A 25,473-nucleotide genomic window follows, 5' to 3' on the forward strand; every position below is an offset into this window, starting at 1 on the left:
AGCTAACATTCCTTAGGTTAGTACCGTAGTAGTAAGCTCTATTGGGCCATTTTTCTCGTTAGAACAATTCCTAAGACCAACCCAATACAGACACCTATGAGGCCAACCCAAAGCTCGTTTCCCAGAGGCCTCGACGTGCAGGGAGTCGTAACGGGCCTTTTCATAGGTGTGGGATTAAAAGGCCCGACACTGTCCTCCAGTTTGATGTATGGGGAAGCACCAGAAAATCTCAGCAGAGAAAATGCTCTTGTTGTGTTTTTCTCAAGATTGTACTGGAAAACTTCATAAGGTGGTACCTCCCTAATGTCAGTTGTATTTAGAAGGATGCTATAGGTTTTTTTGCCCACCTGCGAATGAGTGACCACATACCTCAGACGGCCATTCTCCGGCAACATAAAAATTTGAAAATTGTCTGGGTATAAGTAAATCACCTTTGGGTCAATCGGGAAGCAGTACTCCTCGCCTTCTAACTCTCCTTTGCTACAGTTGATAAGGTTTGGAGCCGCTACTGTGATTGAGGTGAGGTTCATGCCAAGCCGCTCATTTATCCACCCAACAGGAATTTTCCAGGAATAATCGGCCCAATTGGCCCCATAAGCAGGGTCAACGTAGCTTATTGTGAAGTTGGCAAGGAAAAAGTTTCCCTTATTTATGGCTTCAGTTTGAATGCCAGAGGTGGAAGCCAAACGGGATGGCTTTGAGACGTACTCAATATGGGAGCTATTAAACGCAAGATATGCACTTTTCAGATTGCTTTCGTTAATAGTACAACCCATCGAACCGAAGAAAGCCTTAAGTGCTGGATTTTTCTCTCCAAAATCAAAACCTAGGTACCAACTTCTCAACCCATCGTCATAAAACACCGCTGGGCTCCCGTTTCCACTTCCCTCATACAAGAGATATGCACCCGAAGCATTAATGTAAAAGACGTATTTCACTCTTCTTACCTCTGTGGTTCCATTGTAGTGCCCAAGCACCAAGGCTGAGATATTGAAGTCCGGAGTAAGTGGAAACACATATTCGACAACCCATACAGTCGCAACTGAATCCTCAGAACCTACGGTAACATTTGCCTCAACATTGAGCATGAGCCCGTTCTTCCCGGCGAGTGCAGGCGGATAAAGGGACACCATAAACAGAAAAAGTAAGGAGACGACCAATGGTTTAACGCTTGACATTTATATCCCCTCTAATCAATGTAGCCCGGACAGTGTTCTTTCATAACCACTAGGTTCTGGATATCTGTCCCATAATAGTACGCTTTTTGAGGATAATTTCCAAAGTACTTCACATACTCGCAAGCCCTACTCATGCACTCCCCAGCGCTCTTGTTATCAAAGCACTTTCCGCGTTGGACTCCACTGTCACACTCCATCTCAACAAAAAGATTACTTAGAGCATGTCCATTCTTGAATGATTTGAAAAGGTAGCTCCATTCATTGAAATCATTAGTTTTTCCTTGATAGTAATTTGGCTGGGCAAAGACGTACGTGAAATATTCAGCAATTACCTTTATATCGGTGTGCTCTAAATTTATTCCTTCGTGAGCATACGGTATCCAGATGAACTGCTGACCCCAGTCCTTTATCTTCTCAGAGAGAGCACTTATATCGTTCTTGTGGACCACCTCTCGCACAACCTGCCAGGGGAATTCTAAGTTCCAGTAGAACCCCCCTCTGAAGTCCTCCTGTGTTGGTATAGATTCCATCGATCCACCCCCTCCAGTAATCTATACCCCTAACGGCGGGCTTTATGGTGTAATTCGAGTTCTTAAAGAGCTCCCACTGCTCTTTATTATCCCTGACGAGTACGGGAATCTCGACGAGGTAGGGGAGTTCGGGGTTTACCTTTTGTTCCAGCCATTGTGCCAGTTGCTTGCCGTCGTTGTAGCCATTATCGTAGGAGTAACCGCTCATCGGCATCTGCCCATACTCTCCATCCCTACCAGGGGCATGGAGGACTATCATGTAGTCAAACCCGAGATCCCTCAGCTTAGAGGTCGGCATGTTGGTATCAAAGGTCGCGTAGTTTCCATACTGCGGCTTGAAATACCACAGTGCATACGTCGTCATGATACCACCCCACTTAGTTTTTACCCAATATCATTATAATTTTTTTGGATTCAGCATTGCAATGATTTGATGGAATTTATGTTTTGAAAATTAGACTCTTAGACTAGGTGTCAAACTAAAATGCAATCAGAATAAGAGGGGAAACGTTGATTACAGCATGAAAGGCACCTCAGCACCTTCTCCCCTCTCGATCTTGTGCAGCTCCCTCCTGTAGGCCTCAAGCGGCCTATCTTCAACCTTAAGGTAGCCGGCGAAGGTCTTTGGTCTCTTCTCAAGCTCGTCGAAGAACTCCGGGTAGCGCTTGTCGCGAACTATGTGGTGGTCAAGGATTATCTCCGCATCTGTCTCGCGGATTATCTCGTTGAGGTTCTTAACGCCGGTTTCCCACGATCCCGTTGCTCTCGGGCCGAGATAAGTTGGGGGCCCGCCGGTTATGAGCAAATCCGGGTTCTTCTCGACTATCCACTCTACGGCCTTTCTGTTCAACAGCTGGATATCGCTTGCGTGGATTACCCTTTTGGAGCCATCGTCGATGAGAACCATCACGACGAAGCCGAGCTTACTTCCCTCGCTTCCATGCGGTACTGCCGGTGAAAACTCGATTGTAACGCCGCCAAGGTCGAAGCTCCTTCCGTCAGCGTACTCTATCTTTTTCGCTATTTTTTCTGCCTCCTTAAGGAAAGCCCAAGCCCTCTTTCTCTGGCTGAAGTTTATGTTCTCTTTAGGGTGCTTTATAAGGAGGATTTTCTCAGTGTAGAGTTCCTTCGCTTTTTCGGGAGAAGAGCTTTCGTAAATTCCCTCAAAGAAAGGAGTGTGGTGGTCGTAGTGGTAGTGAGAGATTGTTATTATCTGGGCTTTTTTTGAATAACGCTGTATCTTTTCCCTTGCCTTTTGCAGGGCTTCAAGCTCTGCTTTAGCTGGAGGTAAGGAATAACGTTTTGGACCTAATGCCGCTCCAGGATCGATAAGAATGCCTACTTTTCCAATCTCTAAGAAAGTTGCGAGGCTTCTAACACCGAGGCTTTCAGAGGCAAGTGGAATGATCTTCATGGAGACACCTTAAGTTTTAGGCTTTTGATTTTCTTAAACTTAACTTTGAAGTTATAACTTTTAACTTATGACTTAAAAGTTCTAACTGAAAATGCGCCTTAGGATTGCAAGCTGACGTTTGTCCCAGGCATTCTCTTCAATAACTACAAGAAGCACTCCATTGTTTATTACTGCAAAGTCCTTTAATGCAGCTAAAAATTTTACAATGGACTCAAACCCATTGTACATTGCCAGATACTCCAGGCAATCTATTACCACCACACCTTCGAGACCTTTTTCCTTTGCTTCTCTGAAGTACTCACTTGTCATCTGAGCCATGTAGGCAAGATTTGTAGGGGAAATCCTATTTTCTCGCTCCTCGGTGCTTAGGTAGTAGGCATTCCATTTTTCTGGAACGTTTAAGCTTCTAACAAATGCCAGAACCGGGTAATCCTTAAGAGTCTCCTTTATTTGCTCGTACTCGTTTGGAGTTATAAGTCTAGCACCGGGCTCCAAAACAACCTTTAGTTCCACAGGCTCCTCAAAGAACAAAAATTCTCTGGAAGTTATGAGGTTTATCATGAAGAGTGCCATGCCTACAGAGAGTGCAGTGCCGAGAAATATCCATACAAAACTAAGATGTGGGAAGCTTAACCTTACTGGATAGAGGAGGACGAAGATACCAAATGCAATTGTCAAAATACCGAGATGAAGACTGCTCTTTTTCTTTTTACCTATCGCCAAGAAGACGAAGCCAGAAAACAAAAAGAATATTCCTGAGAGAACGACAAACGGCATCTCGATAGAGGAAAAACCACACGAGAGCCCTAGATGAGCTAAGAATATCCCGTAAAGTGCAAAGATTGGAGGAATAATCCCTATTAGCTCCAGCCTTATTGATGTTTTAATGTCCCCATACTCTTTGAGGTACACTAGGGCTCCATATATCAGAGTCCCTGAGAAGAAAGAGTAAAAGAGTGCAACCCCCTCTTTATTTCCGGTATAAAAAGCCACCTGCATTAGTATGAAAAACACCCATGCAGCTGACCAAAAAAGGAGAGCTTTTATTTTGTGCATTAAATACGTGTGAAATAACACTCCTAAGGTTCCAGTAGCTATGAATACACTTAAGACATAAACAAACAGAGCCAGGTATCCTTCGTTCATATGACCACACCATATTTGAAGTAATTCACATTGAAGTGTGGAAAAGGATTAAAAAAGTTTTGGTCAAAAGGGAAAAAGATTTTTAATTCCATTTTCTCTGGATATTATCGAGGGCCCGTAGCTTAGTCTGGATAGAGCGTCGCCCTCCGGAGGCGAAGGTCGCGGGTTCAAATCCCGCCGGGCCCGCCATAACAAACTTCGCCTACGCGAAGTTTGATCAAGGTTCGTGGTTCTTATCGAATTTTCTGTTCTATGAGTGTTTTTATGTTCTAAAGTTTGTTGAGGATGGAATTCTAGAGGTGTTGGCATTTTAGGAATGAGTTTCCAACTTCGACGCCCTATGGGCGTGGATATAAAGGAAACTCTTGGTTAGAATTGCCAGAAAAAGGAGAATTTAATTCTACAGGCGGGTTCTTGCAGAAAAAACCCTTAACTGAAAATAAGGCTCAACAAGAACCACAGACTTTATTATTTTCATTAATGATTATTTCAAGGGCTGTTGTTCCGTCCAAGAATTAGGGAGTTTCTTCTTTTTTAAGAAAGTTTTGAACTTGAGCCCCCCCATAGAGTTACAGCGATAAAGAATTTGGGAATAATCCCCCACAGAATAAGAATATAAAAATAAGAAGAACGTGATTTGGAAATTCAAGAAGCTTCAAAAAACATGTCTTGTCTTTGCCTCCTTGGATGTTTCATTTCTTTGATATTTACCCTTGCAGTCCTTTCAATGTCCCTCAGCTTGGGGGATTCCCATGGAGCCACAAAGGTTACGGCTTTTCCTTTCTTGCCTTCTCTTCCGGTTCTGCCAATTCTATGAACATAAGCCTCCGGATTCTGAGGGACTGAATAGTTTATTACATGCGTTAAGCCCTTGACGTCTAACCCTCTTGCCGCAACATCCGTCGCAACCAAGATTTTAGTCTTGCCCCTTCTAAAACGCTCCAAAATCCTTTCTCTCCCCTTTTGAAGGATATCCCCGTTCAAAGCCTCTGCTTTGTACCCTTTAGCCTTAAGCCTAGCTGCCAGTTCTCTTGTCTCCTTTTTTGTCTGGCAGAAAACTATCCCGTAAAAGTCCTCGTTATCAAGAATCCTGCACAAAAGCTTAAACTTGTTGTTTGGGCGCACTTCAAAATAGCACTGTTCAACCTGCTCTGGGGCGAGACTTTTTTCTTGGACTCTTATGACCTCATAATCTTTTAAATACCTCCTTGCCAAGCGAAGGATCTCCCTTGGAATGGTAGCAGAAAACATCAGGACCCTTTTCTCTTCATTTGTATACCTCAAAATTCTCTCAATATCTTCTATAAAGCCCATATCCAGCATTCTGTCGGCTTCATCCAGTATAAAGTAGCTCACACCGCTAAGTGAAAGTGTGCCTCTCTCTATGTGATCTATTACCCTTCCAGGAGTGCCAACAACTATGTGGACACCTTTCCTTAGGCTTTTAATTTGAGGCCCTATAGGCTGGCCTCCATAGACTGGAAGAACATAGATTCTCTTTTTTCCTCTCAAGGATCTTATTTCATCCGCAACCTGGATTGCAAGCTCCCTTGTTGGAGTTATAACTATCGCCTGCACATCCTTTATATCCTCCTCTATGAGCTCTATCAACGGAAGGGCAAACGCGGCGGTTTTACCTGTTCCAGTTTGTGATTGCCCAATTATATCTTTATTCCCACCTAGAAGTCTTGGAATGACTTCTCGCTGGATATCGGTTGGTCTTTTGAATCCTTTTCTCCGTATGGCATTTAAACTGCTTTCTGATAGTCCTAACTTTTCAAAACTCATGTTTACATCTCCTCAAGTTTACGTCCATTAGAGAACAGAACAGAGGATTATTGAGTGATTTCTAACGTTCCGCGCTCTAACTGGATTTTTTTCTTTGCATTCTTCCTAGTATTCATCACCTTATAAACGTTTGCAAAGGACAAAGTTCTTAACTCTTAAAGTGTTGAACAATAAAGGTGCTGAATGTGATTAAGGGGTGGAAAGCTTTAGTGTTTCCGTTTTTGCTTGGAGGGCTACTAACAGCTATCGGTATGAACTTTGGAGAAACCCATGAGCTGTACAAGCAGTGGGAGGATGAGATAGCGATAAAGCCCGGCCATGTGTTTATGGAAGAGTGGAAGCTTGCAAAAGGAGTTCTTTTTGAGGTAAATGCCACCGTAGAATGCGGCAACAGGAGCGTTGTCCTCTACGCTGTAGAGAAAGCCTCTGGAGGGGAAATTAATGAAGGAGGGCTATATTTGCACTTCAAAACTTCGAAAGAGGGGATATATCAGATATACTACGACAACTCTCAAAGCTCTCTTTTGCCGGCCAAACTTCTCGTGGTTAGAAGGGTGTATTTAATCAAACGCTCCCAGTTTTCGGCATTGTTGATTGGCGTTGGCAGTGCGCTCTTAATTGTTATCGGGCCGTTTTTTGTCCTCAAGAAAAGTACAATTCTTCAAAAGAGATTTAAGAAAAAAGGTGGATTAGACGAATTATAGGTGGTGAGCAAAATGAGAAAGATGTTGCCTATTTTATTTATAGGACTATTAGTTTTTGCAGCCGGATGTACTCAAACCTCTACCCCGACTTCAACAACTACTCAAGGAGGAATAGACTTTAGCTCCTACAACAGGGGAGAAATAATCCAAAAATGGGCGGGGATATTCAACACTGAGACAGTTTATGTAAGCGAGGGATATGAAGAGCTTGCAAAGCACTACTTCCCAAATGCTCAAATTAAGACTAAAAACGAGTTTGAAAGTGGTATAGCGGTCTTATCTCCGGAAGATGCAAGGGAGCTCCTTAGAGGAAAGCCCATTGTCACAACCCCAAGGGAGTATTTTGGATATGTGGTCTACAAGTCTGGGATCAAATTCGTTGGTGAGGAAATAGGGGCTGTAATTGCATACAAAGAAAACGGCAAGGATAGGCTTATTTTCACAGGAAATGGAAAATCAGGAGTAGGTGCCGCTTTAAAATTTGCAGAAGAGTTAAAAGAGGGGAGAAAGTTAAATCCTTCTGTTGTTCTGAGGAGAGGTGACTTCGAAGGAGTAGTCGTTAAAGTGATAGGGGATAACGACTGGGATGGAATAAAAGATGATGACGAATATTGGCTCCTAAAGGAGATATACGTGGAAGAGCCCTTCATTTATACGTGGAGAATCGTTAAAGGAGAGAACATAACTGTAAGCGGAGGCTTTATAAGACTTGTAAACGGCTCAAAAGTCCATATAAAAGCACTTGGATTCAACGTAAGCGTTAAGGTCAAGGATCCGAAAGGCATCCAGATAACCTACGTAATTGAGAACATAAATCCCCAGTTCGTTGAGTATCCAAACGGTGCTAAGGTAGGAGATACTTGGATAGAGCTTACCACGAGTGATGACTTCTCTATAACTCCCAAAGAAGTAGAGAGCTTCACGTTCTTGGCATTTGGCGACCACAGACCTGGAAGCGGGACAAAGCAACCGGAGGTATTCTTCAAGATAAGAGACTTCATGAACGAAGATACTGGAGCTTTTATAATTGACAGCGGAGATTTGGTCTACTCGGGGAAAGTTGAAGAATGGGCAGAGTTGTTGAAGGAGTGGAAGTTCAACAAGCCCGTGTTTGTTGCTCCCGGAAATCATGAATACCAAGGAGAAGGCAAGAACATCTATCACAAGTTCTTTGGACCGACAGATTATTCCTTTGTTCTTGGCAAATATTACTTCGTCTTTGCCAATAACGTTGAAAACAACTACAAGCTAACATCCGCTCAATGGACGTGGCTTGAGAAAGAACTTGAAAAAGCTAAAGCCCTAGGCAAAAGACCTGTTATAGTTATGCATACTCCCCCTATAGATCCCAGACCTGAGGGAGACCATGCAATGAATCCAACAGGTGCCAAAAAACTCTTAGAGCTCATGAAGGAATACAACGCCTTTGGAGTGTTTGGGCACATCCACATATACTGGTACGGTGAAAAAGATGGTGTAGAAATGGTGATAACCGGTGGCGGAGGAGCTCCGCTCTATGCAAAGCCCGACGAAGGAGGCTTCTACCACTACGTAAGGATAAACGCAGGAGATACCATAGCTGTAGAGCCTGTGAAAGTCGAATAGTTCTTTTCCCTTTTCTATATATTCTATATAGTCCACTGTATCCAGCTATATTCTATTGCGGCAAGGTATTTATATACATCATATTTAGCTCGCTCTGGTGATGAAAATGATCGAGCTGCTTAGTGATCCCTGGTTGTTCATCACAATTGCGGTTGGTCTTTTTATGGCATGGGCAATAGGTGCAAATGATGCCGCAAACTCAATGAGCACAGCCGTTGGAGCCGGAGCAATAACACCAAAGCAGGCAGTTATAATAGCGGGTGTGCTTGAATTCACAGGTGCTTACCTCTTCGGAAAAAGCGTTACCGAAACTGTTAGGAAAGGAATAATCGATGCGTCTCAAATAAGCGATCCAAATGTTATTGTTTATGGCTCTATTGCCGCCCTTCTTGCGGCCTCGCTATGGTTGCTGTTTGCATCAAAGTTTGGATTGCCGGTGTCAACGACCCACTCTATTATAGGGGGTATAGTTGGTTATGGTATAGCATACGCCGGAACTTCAATAGTGAATTGGGGCAAGATGGCACAAGTAGTTGCCAGCTGGATACTCTCTCCGATATTTGGCGCAATAGTTGCATTCGTCGTCATAAAACTTGTCTCTAAAACCATACTCCAGCAAAAAGACCCAATAGAAAGCGCTAAAAAATGGGCACCTGTGTGGATAGGACTTGCATTTGTTGTCATAGGTTCAATGTTCTATATTAAGGTTATGCATGGAAAGTCTATTTTCATTGCGGTGAGTAGATATGGTCTTGCGGCAGGAATCGGGGCATTTTTGGTCAGCTTTGCACTTTTGAGAAGAAACTTCAAAGCGACCGATCCATACTGGGGGGCTGAGGCGATATTTAGAAAGGTTCAAGTGTTAACCTCTGCCTATGTTGCCCTATCCCACGGTGCAAACGATGTTGCAAATGCAGTTGGACCGGTTGCAGCTGTCTACGCAGTGGCAACTATGGGGTTAGCTGGAATGAAGGTTCCAGTGCCAAGATGGATTTTAGCGATGGGTGGTTTGGGAATAGCCATAGGAGTAGCAACTTATGGATACAAGGTTATGGAAACCGTTGGGAAGAAAATTACCGAGCTGACAAACACCAGAGGATTTAGCATAGACTTCTCCGCTGCAACAGTAGTGCTGATAGCCTCTTGGTTGGGACTGCCAATTTCCACAACACACACCGTTGTAGGAGCTGTTATAGGTGTGGGTCTGGCAAGAGGGGTAAAAGCAATAAACAAGGACATCGTTAAGGATATAGTCATATCTTGGTTTGTAACCGTGCCTGTGGCGGCTATAATTGCGGGCGTTGTGTTTAAGATACTAATGATTGTGGGGTGAAAATGATGCAGGTCTGGACAAAATTATTCGCTAAAAGCCCGTTTAAGCCATTAATAAAGCACGCTGAAGTTGTTTTAGAGACTGTGGAAACTCTTGAGAGGGCTCTTGAGGCATGGGATAAAGGAGAATACGAGGCAATGAGGGAATACGCAAGGAAAGTAGACGATCTAGAGGACTTTGCCGACAAAATCAAAGAGGAGATAAGGGATAGCTTAAGTTCAAAACTCTTTATGCCCGTTAACCGAGGAGACATCTTAAGGTATCTTCAGATGCAGGATAAAATAGCAGATGCCGCTGAGAACACTGCAAAGTGGCTTCTAGTTAGAGACCCAAACGACACTCCCGAAGACCTCAAGGAGGAAGTGAGAAGTCTAATAATGAAGATGAGTCAGGAAAGCATCAAAGCAGCAAAACTCGTCTATGAGGCAATAGTTCAAATGGATAGAGTTATAGAGAGCGGATTTGGAGAGGAAGAAATCAAGAGAGAATATGAGATAATCAAGGGAATAGAAAGCGTTGAGCACAAGATAGATGAACTCGATACTAAGTTCATGGAGATAATTTTCAAAAACTCTTCCAGGTTAGAGTGGGGACTTGGAATGTACCTCCTCAACATTGCAAAAACACTAAGCAACATATCAGATAGAGCAAAAGACGCAGCAGAGAGAATAAGACTAATGATGAACAAATGAACCGCTCTGGTTTTCTGCTTTTTTAAGTTTTTGTTAGTTCTCCAAGGAAAAGTAAGAAGGAAGCTTCAGATAGCTATCATGGTTGAGGTCATTTGTATTTCGGGCATCTTCCTTATCCTTTCTGTTATGAAGTGGTCGAGATCTTTGAGCGTATCTGTCTCAACCTTAACTATGAGGTCGTACTCTCCATAAACCACATATGCTTCCTTTACTTCCGGGTAGGTAAGAAGTTTCTCCATAACTTCCCTTTCCTTTCCAGCGGCTGTCACCATCAAAATAAACGCCGTCACCATAGCTTACCACCAATAATATTTGGTTTTTTGAGTATTTAAGCTTATCGCCATTGACAAGGAAAAAATGACAAATTAGGGGAAGCTAATTATTCCAAAGATAGCGCCTTTAAAACATCTTTCGCCGACACATACTCTTTTGGAATTTTAATTCTCACGGTCTTTTTAGGATCCACCAGCTGGCTTACCTCAACGTCCAAAATAAGGCTCCCCAGCATGTACGCTTCTTCCCAGCTTAAGCCTAAGGCTTTTTGAAGGACTTTAACGCCGAGTTCAGTTGCCTGCCTAATAGCATCCCATAAATCTTCCTTGGAAACGAGTATATACAATGAGTCTTATGTTTCAAGTACCGGATATGGAGGAGCCATTCCTTTTACGATGCCAACCCTTACCGTCACCTTTCCCGATACTTCGCAAGCTGAGACGCAGATTTCCCCATCTCCCATTACTGCATGTAGATCTCCAATAGCCAGCAATCCTCCCTCAACGAAGACGGGCAGATAGAGAGTGGTACCCTTCTTTATGAGCTTGGTGTCCATGTTTCCACCATGCTTGCCGGGTTCGCCACATGGAATCTCCTCACGAGAAGCAACGCCGATAACTCCTATCATAGGCTTTGCAGGTATTCTAAGATCTCCAAAATAAACGTAGCCATCTTTGATTTTGCAGACCTTAGTTTTCGGCTCTTTAACCATATCCCCTAAAACTCCTGCATTTGGTGCAATAACAACCACTCCTCTCTCTGCCACTTCTATATCCAGAATATCAACCTTTAAGGCATCTCCTAGTTCGGCACCTTTTATATAGAGCGGCCCTGTTGCAGGATTTACCTTTGAGAAGTCCACAGCTGCGAGGGTTTGCTCTTCAGAGCTTATCTGGTTAGAAAGGGCATCTAAAGTTTCAAAAACTACTATCTCCCCGTTTTCTGCTTCTGCAACTGGTCTAAGGTTTGGCCCAAAGGCAAAAATATGGTTGGACTTATCTATAAAGAGCATGTACACCACCAGATTTAAAATATCCCAGCAATGTTAATTAAACTATCGGGGAAGAAAAATGGAGCATCTCATAACTCAGAAGGAGCTCGAGAAGTTCAAAGAGCTTCTCGGGAAAAGGGGAATTAAGCTCGAAAAGTTCTACTCTAAAGGAACGACTAGCTTAGTGTTTACTGGAAATGCAGAGGGCAAAAAGGTTATCATAAAGCTCGAGAGGCCTGATTCACCGAGAAAGAACTTCAAGAGGGAAGCAGAAATCCTGAAGTTTCTTGAGAGAGAAGAAATAACGCCACGCTTGGTGGATTATGGTGTTTTTGAGGGGAGAGAATTTCTCGTTAGAGAGTTTGCCGAAGGTGAGCCTCTGCTGTATGCAACTCCTCAAAAAAAGCACATACTTCAGATACTTGAAAAAACATATCGGCTCGATGCTCTAGGCATTGATCACGGGCAGATACAGGGAGGAAAGCACATTATAATCAACGATACCGTCTGGATAATCGACTTTGAAAAAGCGGGCTTTAGAAAGCCAAAGAACGTAACCTCTGCCATGGCAATGATATTTCTCAACGACAACATTATCGCAAAAAGGGTTAGGGAAAAATTTAACCTAGATACTCGCTTCCTAAACGCTTTACGAGAGGCGCTGAGGGAATATAAGAGGACAAAAAACATTGAGAAGATCGGGGAGCTACTTTCTAGTCTTTAATCTGTCCCATCCCCATATTGAGAGAGGAATCAAAAACGCCGCAATGATGAGCCCTATTCTTGGATCAATGAGATACTCAAAGAGAAGGATAATGAAAACCGTTATGCCGATCATAACAAACAGGTCTCGATCAAAAATTCTAGATTTCGCGAGGATGTTCATCTCCCTGGAGAGGTAAGCAAGATACAGAGGGATTCCCAGGGCAGCTATTGCTACACCAACATAGCTTTTGGAGACGATCGAAACAATTAGGCCGATTAGAAGTATTCCCAAGACAGCGTATTCACTCTTCATAGAGTAGAGGTCATCAATTAACTTTAAATAATTTAGGGCTTAGTTTACATTTAGGTGATAGCGTTATGAGTAAGATCGAATGGAATGAAAACACCTTCTCTAAGTTTGCCTATTTGAGCGACCCGAGGATATCAAAGGATGGGAAAAAGGTTGCATACGTCCTAACAAAGGCAAACCTGAAGGACAACAAGTATGAAAACACTATAGTGGTTGAAGAGGTTGAAGAAGGCGGAAGAAAATTCATTGAAAATGCCTCGATGCCTCGGTTTTCTCCAAGCGGAAAGAAAATAACCTTTGTAAGGGCAAATGAAGAAAAGAAAACTGCAGAAGTGTGGCTTTATGATTTGAGCTCAATGAGCGGAAAGAAAGTCCTTGAGGCAAAGAACATCCTCGACGTAAGCTGGAATGAAGATGATAGGAGAATACTAATAACGGGCTTCAAAAGGAGAGACGACGAGGATTTCGTCTTTGAAGACGACGTTCCCGTGTGGTTCGATGCTAAGGGCTTTTTTGATGGTGAGAAGACAACATTCTGGATAGTCGATACTGAGAGCGAAGAAGTTCTTGAAGAATTTGATGCAGAGAGGTTCTCCTCCGCAATATGGCACGGGGATGCGGTTATTTACAACGTCCCCCACAGAATAAACGAAAAGCCCCAGTTCTTCAAGTTCTATGACGTGTATCTCTACAGGGATGGAGAGAGCGAAAAACTCTTTGAAGGAGTTTCATATGCTGCTGTACACTCCAATGGAGAGCTAGTTTTACTCTATGGAAAGCCAAAGAAAGAGAAGAGAAGCGAGCATAACTTCTTCTACCTCTGGGACGGCAAAGACGTCAAACCCCTAACGGAACAATTCGTCTACAACAACGGAGGAGGAAAGCTCGATGAGAAAGGAAACCTCCACTTCACCATGGCAAAAGAAGGAAAAATAAGCCTCTACAAGCTCGAAAGGGAAACTTTAACCCCAATAGTAGAGGACAACTCCTGGGTAATGGGTTTCGACGTGAGCGGAGATGGAAAAGTAGTTCTCCTTAAAGAGACCGACACAAGGCTTAGGGAGCTCTACCTTTGGGATGGAGAGCTGAAGCAGATAACAGACTACAACGGGCCGATATTTGCGAAGCTTAAGACAAGACCAATAAAGCACTTCCGCTTCAAGAGCCTTGATTTAGAACTTGATGGGTGGTACATTAAGCCCGATATCAAAGAAGGCGAAAAAGCTCCGGTGATAGTGTTTGTCCACGGCGGGCCTAAAGGAATGTACGGCTATTATTTCAAGTACGAGATGCAGCTAATGGCTGACAAAGGCTATTACGTGGTTTTCGTTAACCCACGGGGTAGCAACGGCTATGAGGAAGACTTTGCCCTAAGAGTTCTTGAGAGAACGGGCTTAGAAGACTTCCAAGATATTCTAAACGGAGTAGAGGAGTTCTTTAAACTTGAGCCTCAGGCAGATAGGGAGAGAGTTGGGATAACGGGTATAAGCTATGGCGGCTTCATGACAAACTGGGCACTAACGCAGAGCGATCTCTTTAAAGCAGGGATAAGCGAGAACGGCATAAGCTACTGGCTCACAAGCTATGCTTTCTCCGATATAGGCTTGTGGTTCGACAAGGAGGTAATAGGAGACAACCCACTCGAAAACGAGAACTACAAAAAGCTGAGCCCACTCTTCTATGCCAAAAACGTTAAGGCCCCTCTACTGCTGATTCACTCCCTTGAAGACTATCGCTGCCCACTTGACCAGAGCGTGATGTTCTACCATGTGCTTAAGGACTTGGGTAAAGAAGTCTACATTGCAATCTTTAAACGCGGCGCCCACGGGCACAGCCTAAGGGGGAGCCCAAGACACAGGGCAAAGCGCTACAAGCTCTTCATGGAGTTCTTCGAAAGAAAGCTCAAGAAGTATGAAGAAGGCTTTGATGTGGAGAAGATATTAAAAGAGTGCAAAACTGAAAAGTGACCCTCCTTAATCTTTAAGTCGCTTGGTTATTCTTATTTTTCTTTTAAAAGCCTTGTTTTTCACGATAGGGAAGAGTTTAGAGACGAACTGTCACATTCTTAGAGGTTGTTGCAACTGCTAAAACTTTTTCTCCATTTTCTAAGACTCTAGTGGCACTTCCTACCGCTAATGTCAACCTCAGATCCTCAAAATCCTTCTCTGGTATTAACTCGACAAAAACACTCCCCATCCCTCCACCACAGGGATGTTGGCTGCAAAAAAAGACATCGTACCCAGCAGGCCCTATAAATATGCGATACTTTACTGGAGAGGTTATATCGTATGTCATAAGAATGTTCATCCAATCGGAGATATTCGTAATATTTCTGTCTCTATAATTTGTTTCTGCACTTATCAGTCTCCATCCATGAGGTACACCAACAAAGGCTCCTCCAAAATCTTTTTCAGTTATGTTAACCCATCCAACCAAGACAACTCTCCGTTCATCACCTCTCACTTGAGCAAAAACCGTTCCTAAAAATGTGGAACCCGTAGAGTTGTCTTTCAGATAGAAATTTACATAATCAACCGTAGACCATTCCTCGGGTTTTCCTTTCAAAAAAGAAAAAGCCACGGCTGCCATGATGCTTATTACAATAATAACGCCAATTACTTCTCTCCGCAAGTTCAATCCCTAGTTAAGTTGTGTTGGCAAAGCTTAAATCTTTCGATGAGATAATGCTCCTGAACAATGAGGATACTTTGACTAACCGAGCGGTGATGACTACGGGAGTGGCCGAGCTTAAAGGTTTATTATCCTGGCTCTCCCATTCTTTTTAAGCCAGTCCAGAAGCATTTGAGCAATTTCAAACTTTTTCTTTTTACTCTCCCATATTGGTGTGTGCTTCTTTAGATAGGGCTTGCTCCATTTTCCCACTATCCTCCCAAAATCAAAGCCAGCGAGGATTATCTCTCTCGCTCCAAGCTCCTCCGCAAGAAAAACAGCTCTGTCTCCATCGGTAAAACCGCCAAAGTTGTAAACAATGTCTAAAGGCTCTGTTTGACACGTCCCCAAAACGTTCTTGAGCTTTGGCACATAAGCTCTAAGCTTGTCCATGTTGTCCCCGTGAGCATGAACAACAACGTAAGCCCCAAGTTCGTTTGCCCTCTTTATATCTTCAAACCTTCCATCCAAGTCAGTGACAATAATATCCGGAGTGATGCCATATTCCAAAAGGGCTGAGGTTGCCCCATCGGCGGCTATTAAGGTTCCCTCAAATTTTTCTCCCCCGAGTGCTTTCTCCAAGCTCGGTCCAGCTCCAAAAACATGAACTCTCTCACTAATTCTTTTTTTGAGGTCTTCAGCCAGAATATAGTTTTTGTTCTCTAACAAGAGTTCTCTCAATAGAAACGCGGCTTCTCTGTCTCTCCCTCTATCGTAGCCCATTTTGTCTAGAATTTGGACGTAAAACGGCTCCCACTCCGACCATTTCATGTGCTTGTCTATGGCATTCTACTTTATAGAGATTTTGTTGCAAAGGGAAATCAAAGGGTGCAAAAGAAGAATGGTTTTGGAGTAATTTTTCGCCTATGTCTGTTTGAACATCAGACGACTTTTACAAAAAAGTAAAAATTTCTCCAATTTAGCGATTTTGTCATCTAAATGACTACAAAAATTTTAAATACATGGCCCCTCTTAGATACACTTTGGTGAATCTATATGAAGAGTAAAGTACTGTCTTTAGCATTGTTGGCCATTTTTGTTTTTAGTGTAGTGGCCAGTGGATGTATAGGAGGAGAAAAAACAACTACCCAAACGGGCGGAGCAGGATATGCAGAGCAAATAGTAATAGGAGTAACGGATAAAGTCACAGACCTAGATCCCGCAAATGCATACGATTTCTACACATGGGAAGTTCTCAACAACATAATGGAGGGGCTTGTCAAGTACAAGCCCGGAACTCTTGAGATAGAGCCCGCTCTTGCAGAAAGCTGGGAAGTTAATGAAGATTCCACCGTTTGGACGTTTCACCTTAGGAAAGACCTAAAATTTGCAGATGGAACACCTTTAAAAGCTCAAGACGTTGTAAGAAGCATAGAGAGAGTAATGACAATCCAAGGAGATCCTTCGTGGCTTGTTACCGACTTTGTGGAAAAAGTTGAGGCAAAGGACGATTATACAGTCGTGTTCTACCTGAAACAGCCAACATCTTACTTCTTGGCACTTTTGACAACGCCGCCATATTTTCCAGTTCATCCAAGCTATTCTCCAAATGAGATTCAAAGTGATCAGACTGCAGGTGGAGCTGGGCCATATAAAATAGCCAAGTGGGTTAGAGATGAAGAACTTGTCCTCGAAGCCAATCCGAACTACTACGGAGAGCCTCCCAAGACTAAGAGGATAATAATCAAGTTCTATAGAGATGCTTCAACCATGAGATTGGCACTACAAAACGGTGAGATAGATATTGCATGGAGAACCCTAAGGCCAACGGACATTGAGAGCTTGAAGAGTGAGGGCAAATATTCAGTTATTGAGGTACCTGGAGGATTCATAAGATACGTATGTCTTAACACAAAGGCCGAGCCAACAAGCAACGTGAAAGTAAGGCAAGCCCTTGCAGCGGCAATCGACAGACAGGAAATTTCAAACAAAGTCTTCAAAGGTACAGTTGAGCCATTATACAGCCTGATTCCAAATGGAATGTGGTCCCACATAGATGCATTCAAAGAGAAGTATGGTGATGGCAATATTGAGCTAGCTAAGAAGTTGCTCAAAGAGGCAGGCTATGATGAAAGTAACCCACTAATGATACAGCTCTGGTACACTCCAACTCACTACGGTGACACTGAAGCAGACCTTGCTCAAGTGCTTAAAGAACAGTGGGAGAGAACTGGAGTAATAAAAGTGGATATCAAGAGTGCCGAATGGGGAACATACGTGGATTATGCAAGAAAGGGACAAATGCAAGTGTATCTCCTTGGATGGTATCCAGACTATCTGGATCCAGACGATTACACAACTCCATTCTTAAAGAGCACCGCAAACAGTTGGGCTGGAACAGGATACACAAATCCAACCGTTGATGAGTTATTGACAAAAGCGCAATCGCTCACAGACCAAAATGAAAGGACAAAGCTTTACGAACAAGTACAGAAGATACTTGCCGAAGAAGTTCCCTACATACCGCTAATACAAGGGAAACTCTTTGTTGTGACCAGTCCAGATGTCAAGGGCGTGACAATAGGACCAGACATGATATTCAAGTACTCCACCATTTATAAAGAGAAGGGCTGATTTTTCCTTTATTCTCCCTTCTTTTTGAATTTTTGAACTGCAATAAATCAAGGTGGTGGTCAAATGGCTCGTGGAATCGGTCAATACATAGTGATAAGGGGTCTCATGATAATCCCAACAATTTTGATCCTCTATACAATTGTTTTTATATTCCTCAGAATTTTACCCGGAAATCCTGTTTTAGCCGTTGTTGGAACCAAAAATATTTCTCCCGAACAGCTTCAGCATTTGATGGAAATGGCGGGGCTTGATAAGCCCCTGTATGTTCAATACTTTGATTATCTCTGGAAGATGCTTCATGGGGATTTTGGAGTAACTTTAGCATTCCCTATGGGAAAGCCTGTTGTTGAATATTTAAAATTGAGATTTCCGGCCACGTTAGAATTAACTATTTTCGGATTCACTGTAAGCGTTCTCCTTGGCCTTTTGACTGGAACAATAGCGGCAACAAAGAAAGGTACAAAGATTGATACAGGAATGAGGCTATACAGCATAATAGCATACACACTCTTTATCCCGTGGTTTGGAATGATGCTTCAGTATGTTTTTGGTATACACTTTCATGTACTCCCAACTTCTGGAAGAATAGACCCCGGAATAGAGTTGCAAAGAATAACCGGCCTTTATGTATTGGACAGCATATTAACTGGAAACTGGGAAGCATTTACCAGCGCAATAAGCCACCTCATACTTCCAGCAACGACATTAGGCATAGTGCTTAGTGGTGCATACACAAGGCTTGTTAGAAACAACATGGTCGATGTCCTTAGTCAAGATTTTATCCGCTCCTACTATGCTAGGGGAGTTAGGGACTGGAAAGTTACATGGTACGCTCTTAAAAATGCATTTATTCCCGTCGTGACCCTAATGGGACTTCAGTTTGCAATTTTGCTTGGGGGTGCAGTTTTAACTGAAACTACCTTCAACTGGCCAGGCATGGGAACCTTCATAGTAGATAGGATTGATTACAGAGACTACAATGCTATTCAAGGTGCTGTAGTGTTCTTTGCGTTCTTTGTGGGGCTTATCAGCTTGATAGTAGACATTGTATACGCACTCTTAGATCCGAGGGTTAAATACTGAGGTGATTCAAATGGAAGTAATAACCAAAATTACAGGGTTCATCTTTGATAAAAAACCCGGAAGAGGGCTTTTATTGTTTGGACTTGCAATAGTGCTGATAGTTATCCTAATGGCGATTTTTGCACCGCTTATAGCACCATATGATCCTACAAAGACAACGGAAGATAGCTTCGCGCCGCCAAGTAAGAAGCATCCGATGGGAACGAACAGATTAGGACAAGACGTCTTCTCAAGAATAGTCTGGGGATCGAGAGTAGTCCTTTATGTCGTTTTTATAGCTACTATGCTTTCTATGAGCATAGGCGTTCCTCTAGGCCTCATCTCTGGATACCACGGAGGAAAGATAGACAGGGTACTAAGTGTAATCATGGACAGCATCTACGCATTTCCGGCACTCATACTTGCAATAGTTATTGCCGTAGTCCTAGGCCCAAGTCCGGTAAACACTGCCATTGCAATATCATTTGTATATGTGCCAACGTATTTCAGAATGGTTAGGGGACAAACGCTGAGCTTAAAAGGACAATTATTTGTCGAGGCTGCTAAGGCATTAGGAGCGAAGAACAGGGAGATAATGTTTAAGTATATCCTCCCCAACCTAGCACCAACTGTATTAGTCGTTTTCACTTTAAGCGTTGCAGACGCTATTCTAACAGAGGCAGGATTGAGTTTCTTAGGGTTATCCGTAACACCTCCAACTCCAGACTGGGGATACGACTTAAGAGTAGGACAACCATTCCTCTTAGATGGCTACTGGTGGCTTGTGTTCTTCCCAGGAGTGATGATAATGCTGCTCGCAATGGCATTTGCACTAATTGGAGAAGCCTTAAGCGAAAGAATTTCCCTTGGGACGAGGTGATTAAAATGTTGTTGGAAGTAAAAAACTTAAGCATTTATTATTACACCCTTGCCGGCACTGTGAGAGCAGTTGAAAATGTGTCTTTCACAATAGACAAAAAAGAATGGGTAAGCTTTGTTGGGGAAAGTGGAAGCGGAAAATCTACAGTAGCCTACGCTCTCTTGAACCTCGTCCCATCTCCCGGTAAAATCGTCAATGGAGAGATCATCTTTGAGGGAAAAAACATACTTGGATTGACAAAAGATGAGCTGAGAGAGATAAGAGGAAAAGAAATCAGCATGGTTTTCCAAGACCCTATGACGAGCTTAGACCCCCTAAGAAAAATTGGCGATCAAATAGTGGAAGTTATGACGGAACATGGTATGGAAAAAGACGAAGCATATAATAGAGCCAAGGAACTGCTTAGGAAGGTAAACCTCCCAGAAGATAGAATGAGCTATTATCCTCACCAGCTCAGTGGTGGGCAAAGACAGAGGATTGCCATAGCCATTGCCATGGCATTTAATCCAAAGCTCCTTATAGCAGATGAACCCACAACTGCCCTAGATGTTATAGTGCAGGATGCAATTATGGATCTTATTGAGAGCCTCAAGAAAGAGGGAACAAGCATATTTTTTGTGACACATGATATATCCCTTGCGGCAGAGAGAAGTGATAAAATAGCTGTAATGTATGCAGGGAAACTAGTGGAGTTCGGGAAAGTAGAACAAATTCTTGAAAATCCCCTTCATCCCTATACCCAATCACTGCTTGCAAGTGTTCCTGATTTATGGAGTGAAAAAGAGATAAAAGCAATACCTGGCTATCCTCCCGATCTCAGAAATCCTCCAAGTGGATGTAGATTCCACCCAAGATGTCCCGTGTTTAACGAAAAAGCCAATTTAAAGGGAGTTTGTGATTCCATAGAGCCTGAAACTATTGAAATTGAAAAAGGTCACTTCGTAAGTTGCCACCTGTACAGGTGATAAAAATGGAAAGCATACTCAAAGTTGAAAACCTCAAGAAATATTTCCCAGTCAAGAGGACTATTCTGGAAACCCTCAGAAAAGAACCTCAAAAATACGTCAAAGCTGTGGATGGAATAAGTTTTGAGGTGAGAAAAGGTGAAACCCTCGCGTTAATTGGAGAAAGTGGGTGCGGGAAAACTACCACGGGCAGGGTTATTCTAAGACTTATTGAGCCCACCGATGGAAAGATAATCTTTGATGGGGTAGACATTACTCACCTCGACTACGAGGCGTTGAGACCCTACAGGAGAAGAATGCAAATGGTTTTCCAGGATCCGTATGCAAGTCTGAGTCCAAGAATGAAAATTGGAGATGCAATCGCTCATCCACTTTTGATTCACAACCTAGCGACAAAAGAAGAAGCAAGAGAAATGGCCCTAAAAATGCTTCGCAGAGTGGGCTTAACGCCAGAAGAGGAGTTTTACGAAAGATATCCCCACCATTTGAGTGGTGGGCAAAGACAGAGGGTTGTCATAGCTAGAGCCATGATACTGAAACCAGAGTTCGTAGTTGCGGATGAAGCAGTATCCATGATTGATGTTTCAATGAGAGCCTCCATCTTGGAACTTCTTGAGAGCTTTAAGAAGGAATACCACCTAAGCATGCTTTTCATAACACACGACATAGCCGTTGCAAAGCTCATAGCTGATAGAATAGCTGTTATGTACCTGGGAAAAATTGTGGAAGTAGGACCAACAGAGGAAGTTCTCAAAAATCCAGCCCATCCATACACAATGGCACTAATTCAAGCCGTTCCTTCAATCGTTAAAAGGGAAAAGAAAAAGAGGATAGAGATAACAGGTGAAGTTCCCAATGCGGTTAATCCTCCAAGTGGATGCAGATTCCACCCAAGATGCCCACTTATGACAGAAGAATGCAGAACAAAGGAACCAGAACTTGTAGAAATAAGCAAAGAACACTTTGTTGCCTGTTATCATCCTCTTGTCTAAGCTATTTATTTTCCTTCAGGTTTCTCAACTTTCTATCTATTTTTACCATCTCTTTCCACTGCCTTCCCGGCCAGTAGATTTGACCACACTGAGTGCAGATGTAAAATTCATCGTAATCTTCATAAACGCCTTCTGGCACTTTCCCCTTGATTTCTTCTTTTTTGACCCTTCTTATTAGCCCATTACACTTTGGGCATCGTGCATTTTCTGGAAATAACTCTTTAAACTCAAAGCCCAACTCCATAAGCTGCTTTACCTGCTCTTCAAACTTATTGGATTTTATAAGAATTGCATTCTCACACCTCTTTGCAAGGTCTTCGTCCCTCGTCAGAATTACTCTGCCTTCTTCTTTAGCAACCTTCAGAATTTCCTCGTCATTCTCTATCCCGTAGAGCGTGTCGTAACCGTATAACCTAAGCCATCTTGCCAGCCTTCCGAGCATCATGTCGGCAATAAACTTTGGGCTTTTTCTTCTCATCAACGCTACTTTGGAGTGAAACAATAAATTTCTTTTGGAAGAAACCTTATAACCTCTTCAGCACTTCTATCTCTGGTGGCTCAAATGATAGTGTATTTCATCGGCACTGGGGGCAGTGAAGGAATTCCAGCTCATCTTTGCACATGCCAAACATGTGAAGAAGCCCGCAAATTGGGTTTTGCCCAAAGAAAACCCTCCACGCTGGCTATAATCACCAAAAATAAAAAAGCCGTTCTTATAGACGTTGGAACGGATATTAGGGATTTACTGCACGTTCCTCTTGAGGCAATCCTCCTCACTCACTGGCACCACGATCACATATATGGCTTATATAAGCTCCGGTGGATTGCAAAGAAAACAACCCTTTATGCCCCAAAAGGAGATGCAGACTGGCTCATGGTTAACGACCCCAAGAATATTGATGTGAAGTTCATCAAAGCTGGGGATGTCTTGGAAATTGATTCCCTTAGAATAACCGCTCTAAAACTCAACCATCAAGTGGAAACCCTAGGCTACCTGATAGAGGAAGACAACAAGAGTGTGGCGGTTCTTTATGACACCAAGGGACTTCCCGAAGAGACACTCGAACTATTAGAGAAGAAAAACCTTCGCCTAGCTATTGTGGATGCCACCTATTCACCGGGCATAGATGATCCCTATCACAACAACGTCGATGAGGGAGCTCAAATTGGGCTTAAACTGGCAGAAAGAACGCTTTTAAGCCACATATCTCACAAAAACCTCCCGTTTTTAATGCTGGATGAGTACGTAAGAAAGAAATATGGAGGAAAAGTTCTTGTAGCATACGATGGGATGCTCTTTTACGTGTGAGGTGAGATGATGATACCCGAGCTTGCTAAAAGAAGGAAAACCGTGAGAAAATTCAGAAAAGAAAAGCCGCCCATAGAGAAGCTCTTAATGGCTTTAGAAGCAGCAAAAGAAGCTCCCTCCGGAATGAATGCCCAGCCGTGGCATTTTGTTATCGTTGAGAGCATTGAAATGAAGAAACAGATTCGGGAGATCTGCGAGAGAGGAGAGAGAAAGTTTTACGAGAAAATGAAAGGAAAACTTGGAGAGTGGCTGCAGGAGAAGGGGTTTACATGGCAAAAGCCCTTTTTGAGTGAAGCTCCCTATCTCGTTCTCGTGTTTACCGATGTTAGGGCGCCTTTTGCAGTCCAGTCAACATGGCTTGCTGTAGGGTATCTCTTGCTTGCCCTTGAGGAAGAAGGGCTCGGCACGGTAACTTACACTCCTCCCAATCCCAAAGAGCTTGAAGAACTTGTAAATGCTCCTAAATATTACAAGCTCCAGACAATACTGCCTGTAGGTTATCCCGACGATGAAAAGCCTAAATACGAAAGAAAAGCCCTTAAAGAAGTTATCAGCTTTGAAAAATTTGAAGAAAAAGAAAGCTAGCTTACTTGCTCCACTCCAAGGTCTTCGAGCTTGAGGTATGCATATATATATAAAGCTCCTCGTTGGTCTTTGGATCTTTATACCCATAAGTCCCCTCACCCTCTATTACGAGAGGCAGGTAAGGAGAGATCTTTCCTTTTCCACTCAATGAGAGCCCCTCTGCTCCGGCGTAACTCCATTGAGCCTCTACAACCTTGAAGGATAGACCTCCAAGCGTAATACTTCCATCGGGTTTTGTCTCCCAAGTCCATGTGTGCAGTCCATCGCTCCAGGTTCCGCTCTGTGGAACGAGCAAGTTGTAATCTTCCCATGTGTACCATATCCCAAAGTGAATTGTTGCAAACCAGCCCATGTAGAGGTAGCTCAAATCATAGTCAACGTCAGAGAGAATGTCATTGTCACCCTCAAAGTAGGGGAACAAACCGCTCTGGAATGGCGTTGGATTGTAGAATGCAAATGTTTTTCCATTGTATTCAATTCTCATCCCCACAAACTGTGCATCTCCCCCATAGGGAGATAACGCAGCAAACCATGCAATATCCCATGGATAAATAGCGGCAGTGGTCTGGTTGCTCTTGTACCAAATTGTTATTGTGAGCTTCCCCTCCAAGCTTTCAGCCTTTATTGGAGTAACCACCGTCTGATACGCCCAAACCTCGAATTCGCCCAAATCTTTTTTATTCATTTGCATATCTTGTCCATAAACATGTATGGTTTCTTTTCCAATTTTCTTCTCAATTTCATATTCGTACATAGGTGCTGTTTGATTTGGCTTAACCTTGTAGTAGTATTTGTAATAGGTTATGATATACCTTTTTCCATTAAGCTCGAAGGGAGCGTACTCCCATGGTCTCCAATAAGCTTCCTCCGTGGGAGTTTGAGTAGTTGTAGTTTGAGTTGGAGTCTCAGTTGTGGTGGTTGTAGTGTAAGTTGTGGTTGTTTGTGTGGGGGAAGAAGTCGTCGTAGTTTGGGCCGGAGAAGAGGTTGTAGTCTGGGTGAGGGTTTCACTTTGTGTGGTGGTCTGTGTTGGGGTAGAAGTTTCTTGGGTTTTTGTTCCTCCTCCAATACAGCCAGCTATAAAAACCAAACCAACCAAAAAGAAAGCCAACAAGAGGTTGAATTTTTTCATGTCTCTTTACCTCCACTAAGAGCCCGAGTAGGGCCGATTTTGGAGACTTACATTACTATTTTGGACATTCATCCTTAAATATTTTTCTTTTATTCAAAATAAAACGAAAATTTGGCGAAAATAGTTCTAAGATTGAACCTTAAATTTTGACATTGATATAGTAAATTTCAGCCTTTTAGATGCTCTTCAAGCTCTTTCAGCACTTCCATTTGTTCTTGAGTCTCGACTGCGGAAGGCTTAAGGGAGCGCACCTTTGCAAGTGCTTCCCTTAAAGAAAGCCCATGAGCGTGCATAAGGTATGCAGTTACCACAGTTCCACTCCTTCCACTTCCGCCAAGGCAATGTACCAAGACCTTTTTGCCTTCTTTGGTTTTCTTTTCTATCCACTCGACAATCTTAAGCAGCTCCTCTAAAGATGGTGCGGTAAAGTCCTCTATTGGTGCATAAAGAACTTCAACACCCCTTTTGGTAAGCTCCTCCAAGTCGTAATACAGCTCGTATTCGTAGGTAAGAACAACCACAGCATTAAATTTTTCCGCAATTTCTGGAATGTTTTCCGGGTAAGGCATAGGTGAAAAAGCCACATTCTCATCAACGAACTTTGGATACACCATTTTTAGCCCCATCCCAAAATTCGC

At 43.0% G+C, this 25,473-nt stretch carries 28 protein-coding genes and 1 tRNA gene; 14 read left to right on the top strand and 15 right to left on the bottom strand.

Annotation, left to right across the window (positions count from 1 at the left end):
• Positions 1–38: 38 nt before the first annotated feature.
• The 5 genes from OCC_RS11550 to OCC_RS11570 form a co-directional block, all read right to left on the bottom strand.
• Entirely contained in the window at positions 39–1,178 is a 1,140-nt protein-coding gene (locus tag OCC_RS11550; RefSeq protein ID WP_004066772.1) for a hypothetical protein, read from the bottom strand.
• An 11-nt stretch (positions 1,179–1,189) separates the two neighbouring features.
• Entirely contained in the window at positions 1,190–1,627 is a 438-nt protein-coding gene (locus OCC_RS11555; RefSeq protein WP_020953832.1) for a DUF4855 domain-containing protein, read from the bottom strand.
• A complete protein-coding gene (locus tag OCC_RS11560; protein ID WP_020953833.1) occupies positions 1,593–2,072 on the bottom strand; it encodes a hypothetical protein in 480 nt (159 codons plus the stop codon). The genes OCC_RS11555 and OCC_RS11560 overlap by 35 nt, the downstream gene beginning before the upstream one ends.
• 150 nt (positions 2,073–2,222) lie before the next feature.
• Positions 2,223–3,122 carry an MBL fold metallo-hydrolase gene (locus tag OCC_RS11565; RefSeq protein ID WP_004066771.1) on the bottom strand — a complete coding sequence of 300 codons (900 nt, stop codon included), beginning with the start codon at positions 3,120–3,122 and terminating at the stop codon, positions 2,223–2,225.
• An 81-nt stretch (positions 3,123–3,203) separates the two neighbouring features.
• The gene (locus OCC_RS11570; RefSeq protein WP_004066770.1) at positions 3,204–4,268 is read right to left on the bottom strand and encodes a DUF835 domain-containing protein; all 1,065 of its coding nucleotides are present in this window, start codon (positions 4,266–4,268) and stop codon (positions 3,204–3,206) included.
• A 111-nt stretch (positions 4,269–4,379) separates the two neighbouring features.
• On the opposite strand from OCC_RS11570, the gene OCC_RS11575 reads away from it, so the two are divergent.
• Positions 4,380–4,457: transfer RNA gene (locus tag OCC_RS11575), tRNA-Arg, on the top strand.
• 456 nt (positions 4,458–4,913) lie between these two features.
• Here OCC_RS11575 and OCC_RS11580 read toward each other — a convergent pair.
• Positions 4,914–6,056, bottom strand: a complete 1,143-nt coding sequence (locus OCC_RS11580) for a DEAD/DEAH box helicase (RefSeq protein WP_004066769.1) — start codon at positions 6,054–6,056, stop codon at positions 4,914–4,916.
• A 185-nt stretch (positions 6,057–6,241) separates the two neighbouring features.
• On the opposite strand from OCC_RS11580, the gene OCC_RS11585 reads away from it, so the two are divergent.
• The 4 genes from OCC_RS11585 (at position 6,242) to OCC_RS11600 (ending at position 10,390) form a co-directional block, all read left to right on the top strand.
• The gene (locus tag OCC_RS11585) at positions 6,242–6,760 is read left to right on the top strand and encodes a hypothetical protein (RefSeq protein ID WP_004066768.1); all 519 of its coding nucleotides are present in this window, start codon (positions 6,242–6,244) and stop codon (positions 6,758–6,760) included.
• A 12-nt stretch (positions 6,761–6,772) separates the two neighbouring features.
• Positions 6,773–8,365, top strand: coding sequence for a metallophosphoesterase family protein (locus tag OCC_RS11590; RefSeq protein ID WP_004066767.1), 1,593 nt, complete (start codon positions 6,773–6,775; stop codon positions 8,363–8,365).
• Positions 8,366–8,471: 106 nt separating this feature from the next.
• The gene (locus OCC_RS11595) at positions 8,472–9,698 is read left to right on the top strand and encodes an inorganic phosphate transporter (RefSeq protein ID WP_004066766.1); all 1,227 of its coding nucleotides are present in this window, start codon (positions 8,472–8,474) and stop codon (positions 9,696–9,698) included.
• 5 nt (positions 9,699–9,703) lie between these two features.
• A complete protein-coding gene (locus OCC_RS11600) occupies positions 9,704–10,390 on the top strand; it encodes a TIGR00153 family protein (protein ID WP_004066765.1) in 687 nt (228 codons plus the stop codon).
• A gap of 65 nt (positions 10,391–10,455) precedes the next feature.
• Here the strand turns inward: OCC_RS11600 and OCC_RS11605 are convergent, their stop codons facing one another.
• From OCC_RS11605 to OCC_RS11610, 3 genes are all read right to left on the bottom strand, one after another.
• Entirely contained in the window at positions 10,456–10,683 is a 228-nt protein-coding gene (locus OCC_RS11605) for an Lrp/AsnC family transcriptional regulator (protein WP_004066764.1), read from the bottom strand.
• 86 nt (positions 10,684–10,769) lie between these two features.
• On the bottom strand, positions 10,770–11,009 hold the full coding sequence (locus OCC_RS12930; protein WP_020953834.1) for a hypothetical protein: 240 nt from the start codon (positions 11,007–11,009) through the stop codon (positions 10,770–10,772).
• Positions 11,010–11,015: 6 nt separating this feature from the next.
• Complete coding sequence (locus OCC_RS11610; protein ID WP_020953835.1) at positions 11,016–11,675, bottom strand: acetamidase/formamidase family protein; 660 nt, start codon at positions 11,673–11,675, stop codon at positions 11,016–11,018.
• Positions 11,676–11,733: 58 nt separating this feature from the next.
• Between OCC_RS11610 and OCC_RS11615 the strand changes: the two genes are divergently transcribed.
• Positions 11,734–12,378, top strand: a complete 645-nt coding sequence (locus tag OCC_RS11615; RefSeq protein WP_004066763.1) for a hypothetical protein — start codon at positions 11,734–11,736, stop codon at positions 12,376–12,378.
• Here the strand turns inward: OCC_RS11615 and OCC_RS11620 are convergent.
• A complete protein-coding gene (locus OCC_RS11620; protein WP_004066762.1) occupies positions 12,361–12,672 on the bottom strand; it encodes a hypothetical protein in 312 nt (103 codons plus the stop codon). The genes OCC_RS11615 and OCC_RS11620 overlap by 18 nt on opposite strands.
• Positions 12,673–12,737: 65 nt before the next feature.
• On the opposite strand from OCC_RS11620, the gene OCC_RS11625 reads away from it, so the two are divergent.
• Positions 12,738–14,636, top strand: a complete 1,899-nt coding sequence (locus tag OCC_RS11625; protein ID WP_004066761.1) for a S9 family peptidase — start codon at positions 12,738–12,740, stop codon at positions 14,634–14,636.
• 76 nt (positions 14,637–14,712) lie between these two features.
• Here the strand turns inward: OCC_RS11625 and OCC_RS11630 are convergent, their stop codons facing one another.
• Both OCC_RS11630 and OCC_RS11635 read right to left on the bottom strand, forming a co-directional pair.
• On the bottom strand, positions 14,713–15,300 hold the full coding sequence (locus OCC_RS11630; RefSeq protein ID WP_004066760.1) for a hypothetical protein: 588 nt from the start codon (positions 15,298–15,300) through the stop codon (positions 14,713–14,715).
• A 117-nt stretch (positions 15,301–15,417) separates the two neighbouring features.
• Positions 15,418–16,110, bottom strand: coding sequence for a 6-hydroxymethylpterin diphosphokinase MptE-like protein (locus tag OCC_RS11635; protein ID WP_004066759.1), 693 nt, complete (start codon positions 16,108–16,110; stop codon positions 15,418–15,420).
• Between the two features lie 225 nt (positions 16,111–16,335).
• Between OCC_RS11635 and OCC_RS11640 the strand changes: the two genes are divergently transcribed.
• The 5 genes from OCC_RS11640 to OCC_RS11660 all read left to right on the top strand — a co-directional run bounded on the left by OCC_RS11640 (position 16,336) and on the right by OCC_RS11660 (position 21,812).
• Positions 16,336–17,913 carry an ABC transporter substrate-binding protein gene (locus OCC_RS11640; protein ID WP_004066758.1) on the top strand — a complete coding sequence of 526 codons (1,578 nt, stop codon included), beginning with the start codon at positions 16,336–16,338 and terminating at the stop codon, positions 17,911–17,913.
• Positions 17,914–17,976: 63 nt separating this feature from the next.
• Positions 17,977–18,996, top strand: a complete 1,020-nt coding sequence (locus OCC_RS11645; RefSeq protein ID WP_004066757.1) for an ABC transporter permease — start codon at positions 17,977–17,979, stop codon at positions 18,994–18,996.
• Between the two features lie 10 nt (positions 18,997–19,006).
• Positions 19,007–19,855 carry an ABC transporter permease gene (locus OCC_RS11650; RefSeq protein WP_004066756.1) on the top strand — a complete coding sequence of 283 codons (849 nt, stop codon included), beginning with the start codon at positions 19,007–19,009 and terminating at the stop codon, positions 19,853–19,855.
• A 5-nt stretch (positions 19,856–19,860) separates the two neighbouring features.
• Complete coding sequence (locus OCC_RS11655; RefSeq protein ID WP_004066755.1) at positions 19,861–20,820, top strand: ABC transporter ATP-binding protein; 960 nt, start codon at positions 19,861–19,863, stop codon at positions 20,818–20,820.
• 5 nt (positions 20,821–20,825) lie between these two features.
• Positions 20,826–21,812 (top strand): ABC transporter ATP-binding protein, encoded by a 987-nt coding sequence (locus OCC_RS11660; protein ID WP_004066754.1) that lies wholly within the window; start codon positions 20,826–20,828, stop codon positions 21,810–21,812.
• 1 nt (position 21,813) lies between these two features.
• Here the strand turns inward: OCC_RS11660 and OCC_RS11665 are convergent, their stop codons facing one another.
• Positions 21,814–22,290, bottom strand: coding sequence for a DUF5615 family PIN-like protein (locus OCC_RS11665; RefSeq protein WP_004066753.1), 477 nt, complete (start codon positions 22,288–22,290; stop codon positions 21,814–21,816).
• Between the two features lie 84 nt (positions 22,291–22,374).
• Between OCC_RS11665 and OCC_RS11670 the strand changes: the two genes are divergently transcribed.
• Positions 22,375–23,121: an MBL fold metallo-hydrolase gene (locus OCC_RS11670; protein WP_004066752.1), complete on the top strand. Its 747-nt coding sequence runs from the start codon at positions 22,375–22,377 to the stop codon at positions 23,119–23,121.
• A gap of 6 nt (positions 23,122–23,127) precedes the next feature.
• A complete protein-coding gene (locus OCC_RS11675) occupies positions 23,128–23,706 on the top strand; it encodes a nitroreductase family protein (RefSeq protein ID WP_048874645.1) in 579 nt (192 codons plus the stop codon).
• Position 23,707: 1 nt separating this feature from the next.
• On the opposite strand, the gene OCC_RS11680 is transcribed toward OCC_RS11675, so the two are convergent.
• Together OCC_RS11680 and OCC_RS11685 are read right to left on the bottom strand one after the other, a co-directional pair.
• Complete coding sequence (locus tag OCC_RS11680) at positions 23,708–24,835, bottom strand: hypothetical protein (protein ID WP_020953836.1); 1,128 nt, start codon at positions 24,833–24,835, stop codon at positions 23,708–23,710.
• 167 nt (positions 24,836–25,002) lie between these two features.
• A complete protein-coding gene (locus OCC_RS11685) occupies positions 25,003–25,449 on the bottom strand; it encodes a protein-tyrosine phosphatase family protein (RefSeq protein ID WP_004066749.1) in 447 nt (148 codons plus the stop codon).
• Positions 25,450–25,473: the final 24 nt, after the last annotated feature.

It is taken from the genome of Thermococcus litoralis DSM 5473 (genome assembly GCF_000246985.2).
Lineage (GTDB): Archaea > Methanobacteriota_B > Thermococci > Thermococcales > Thermococcaceae > Thermococcus_A > Thermococcus_A litoralis.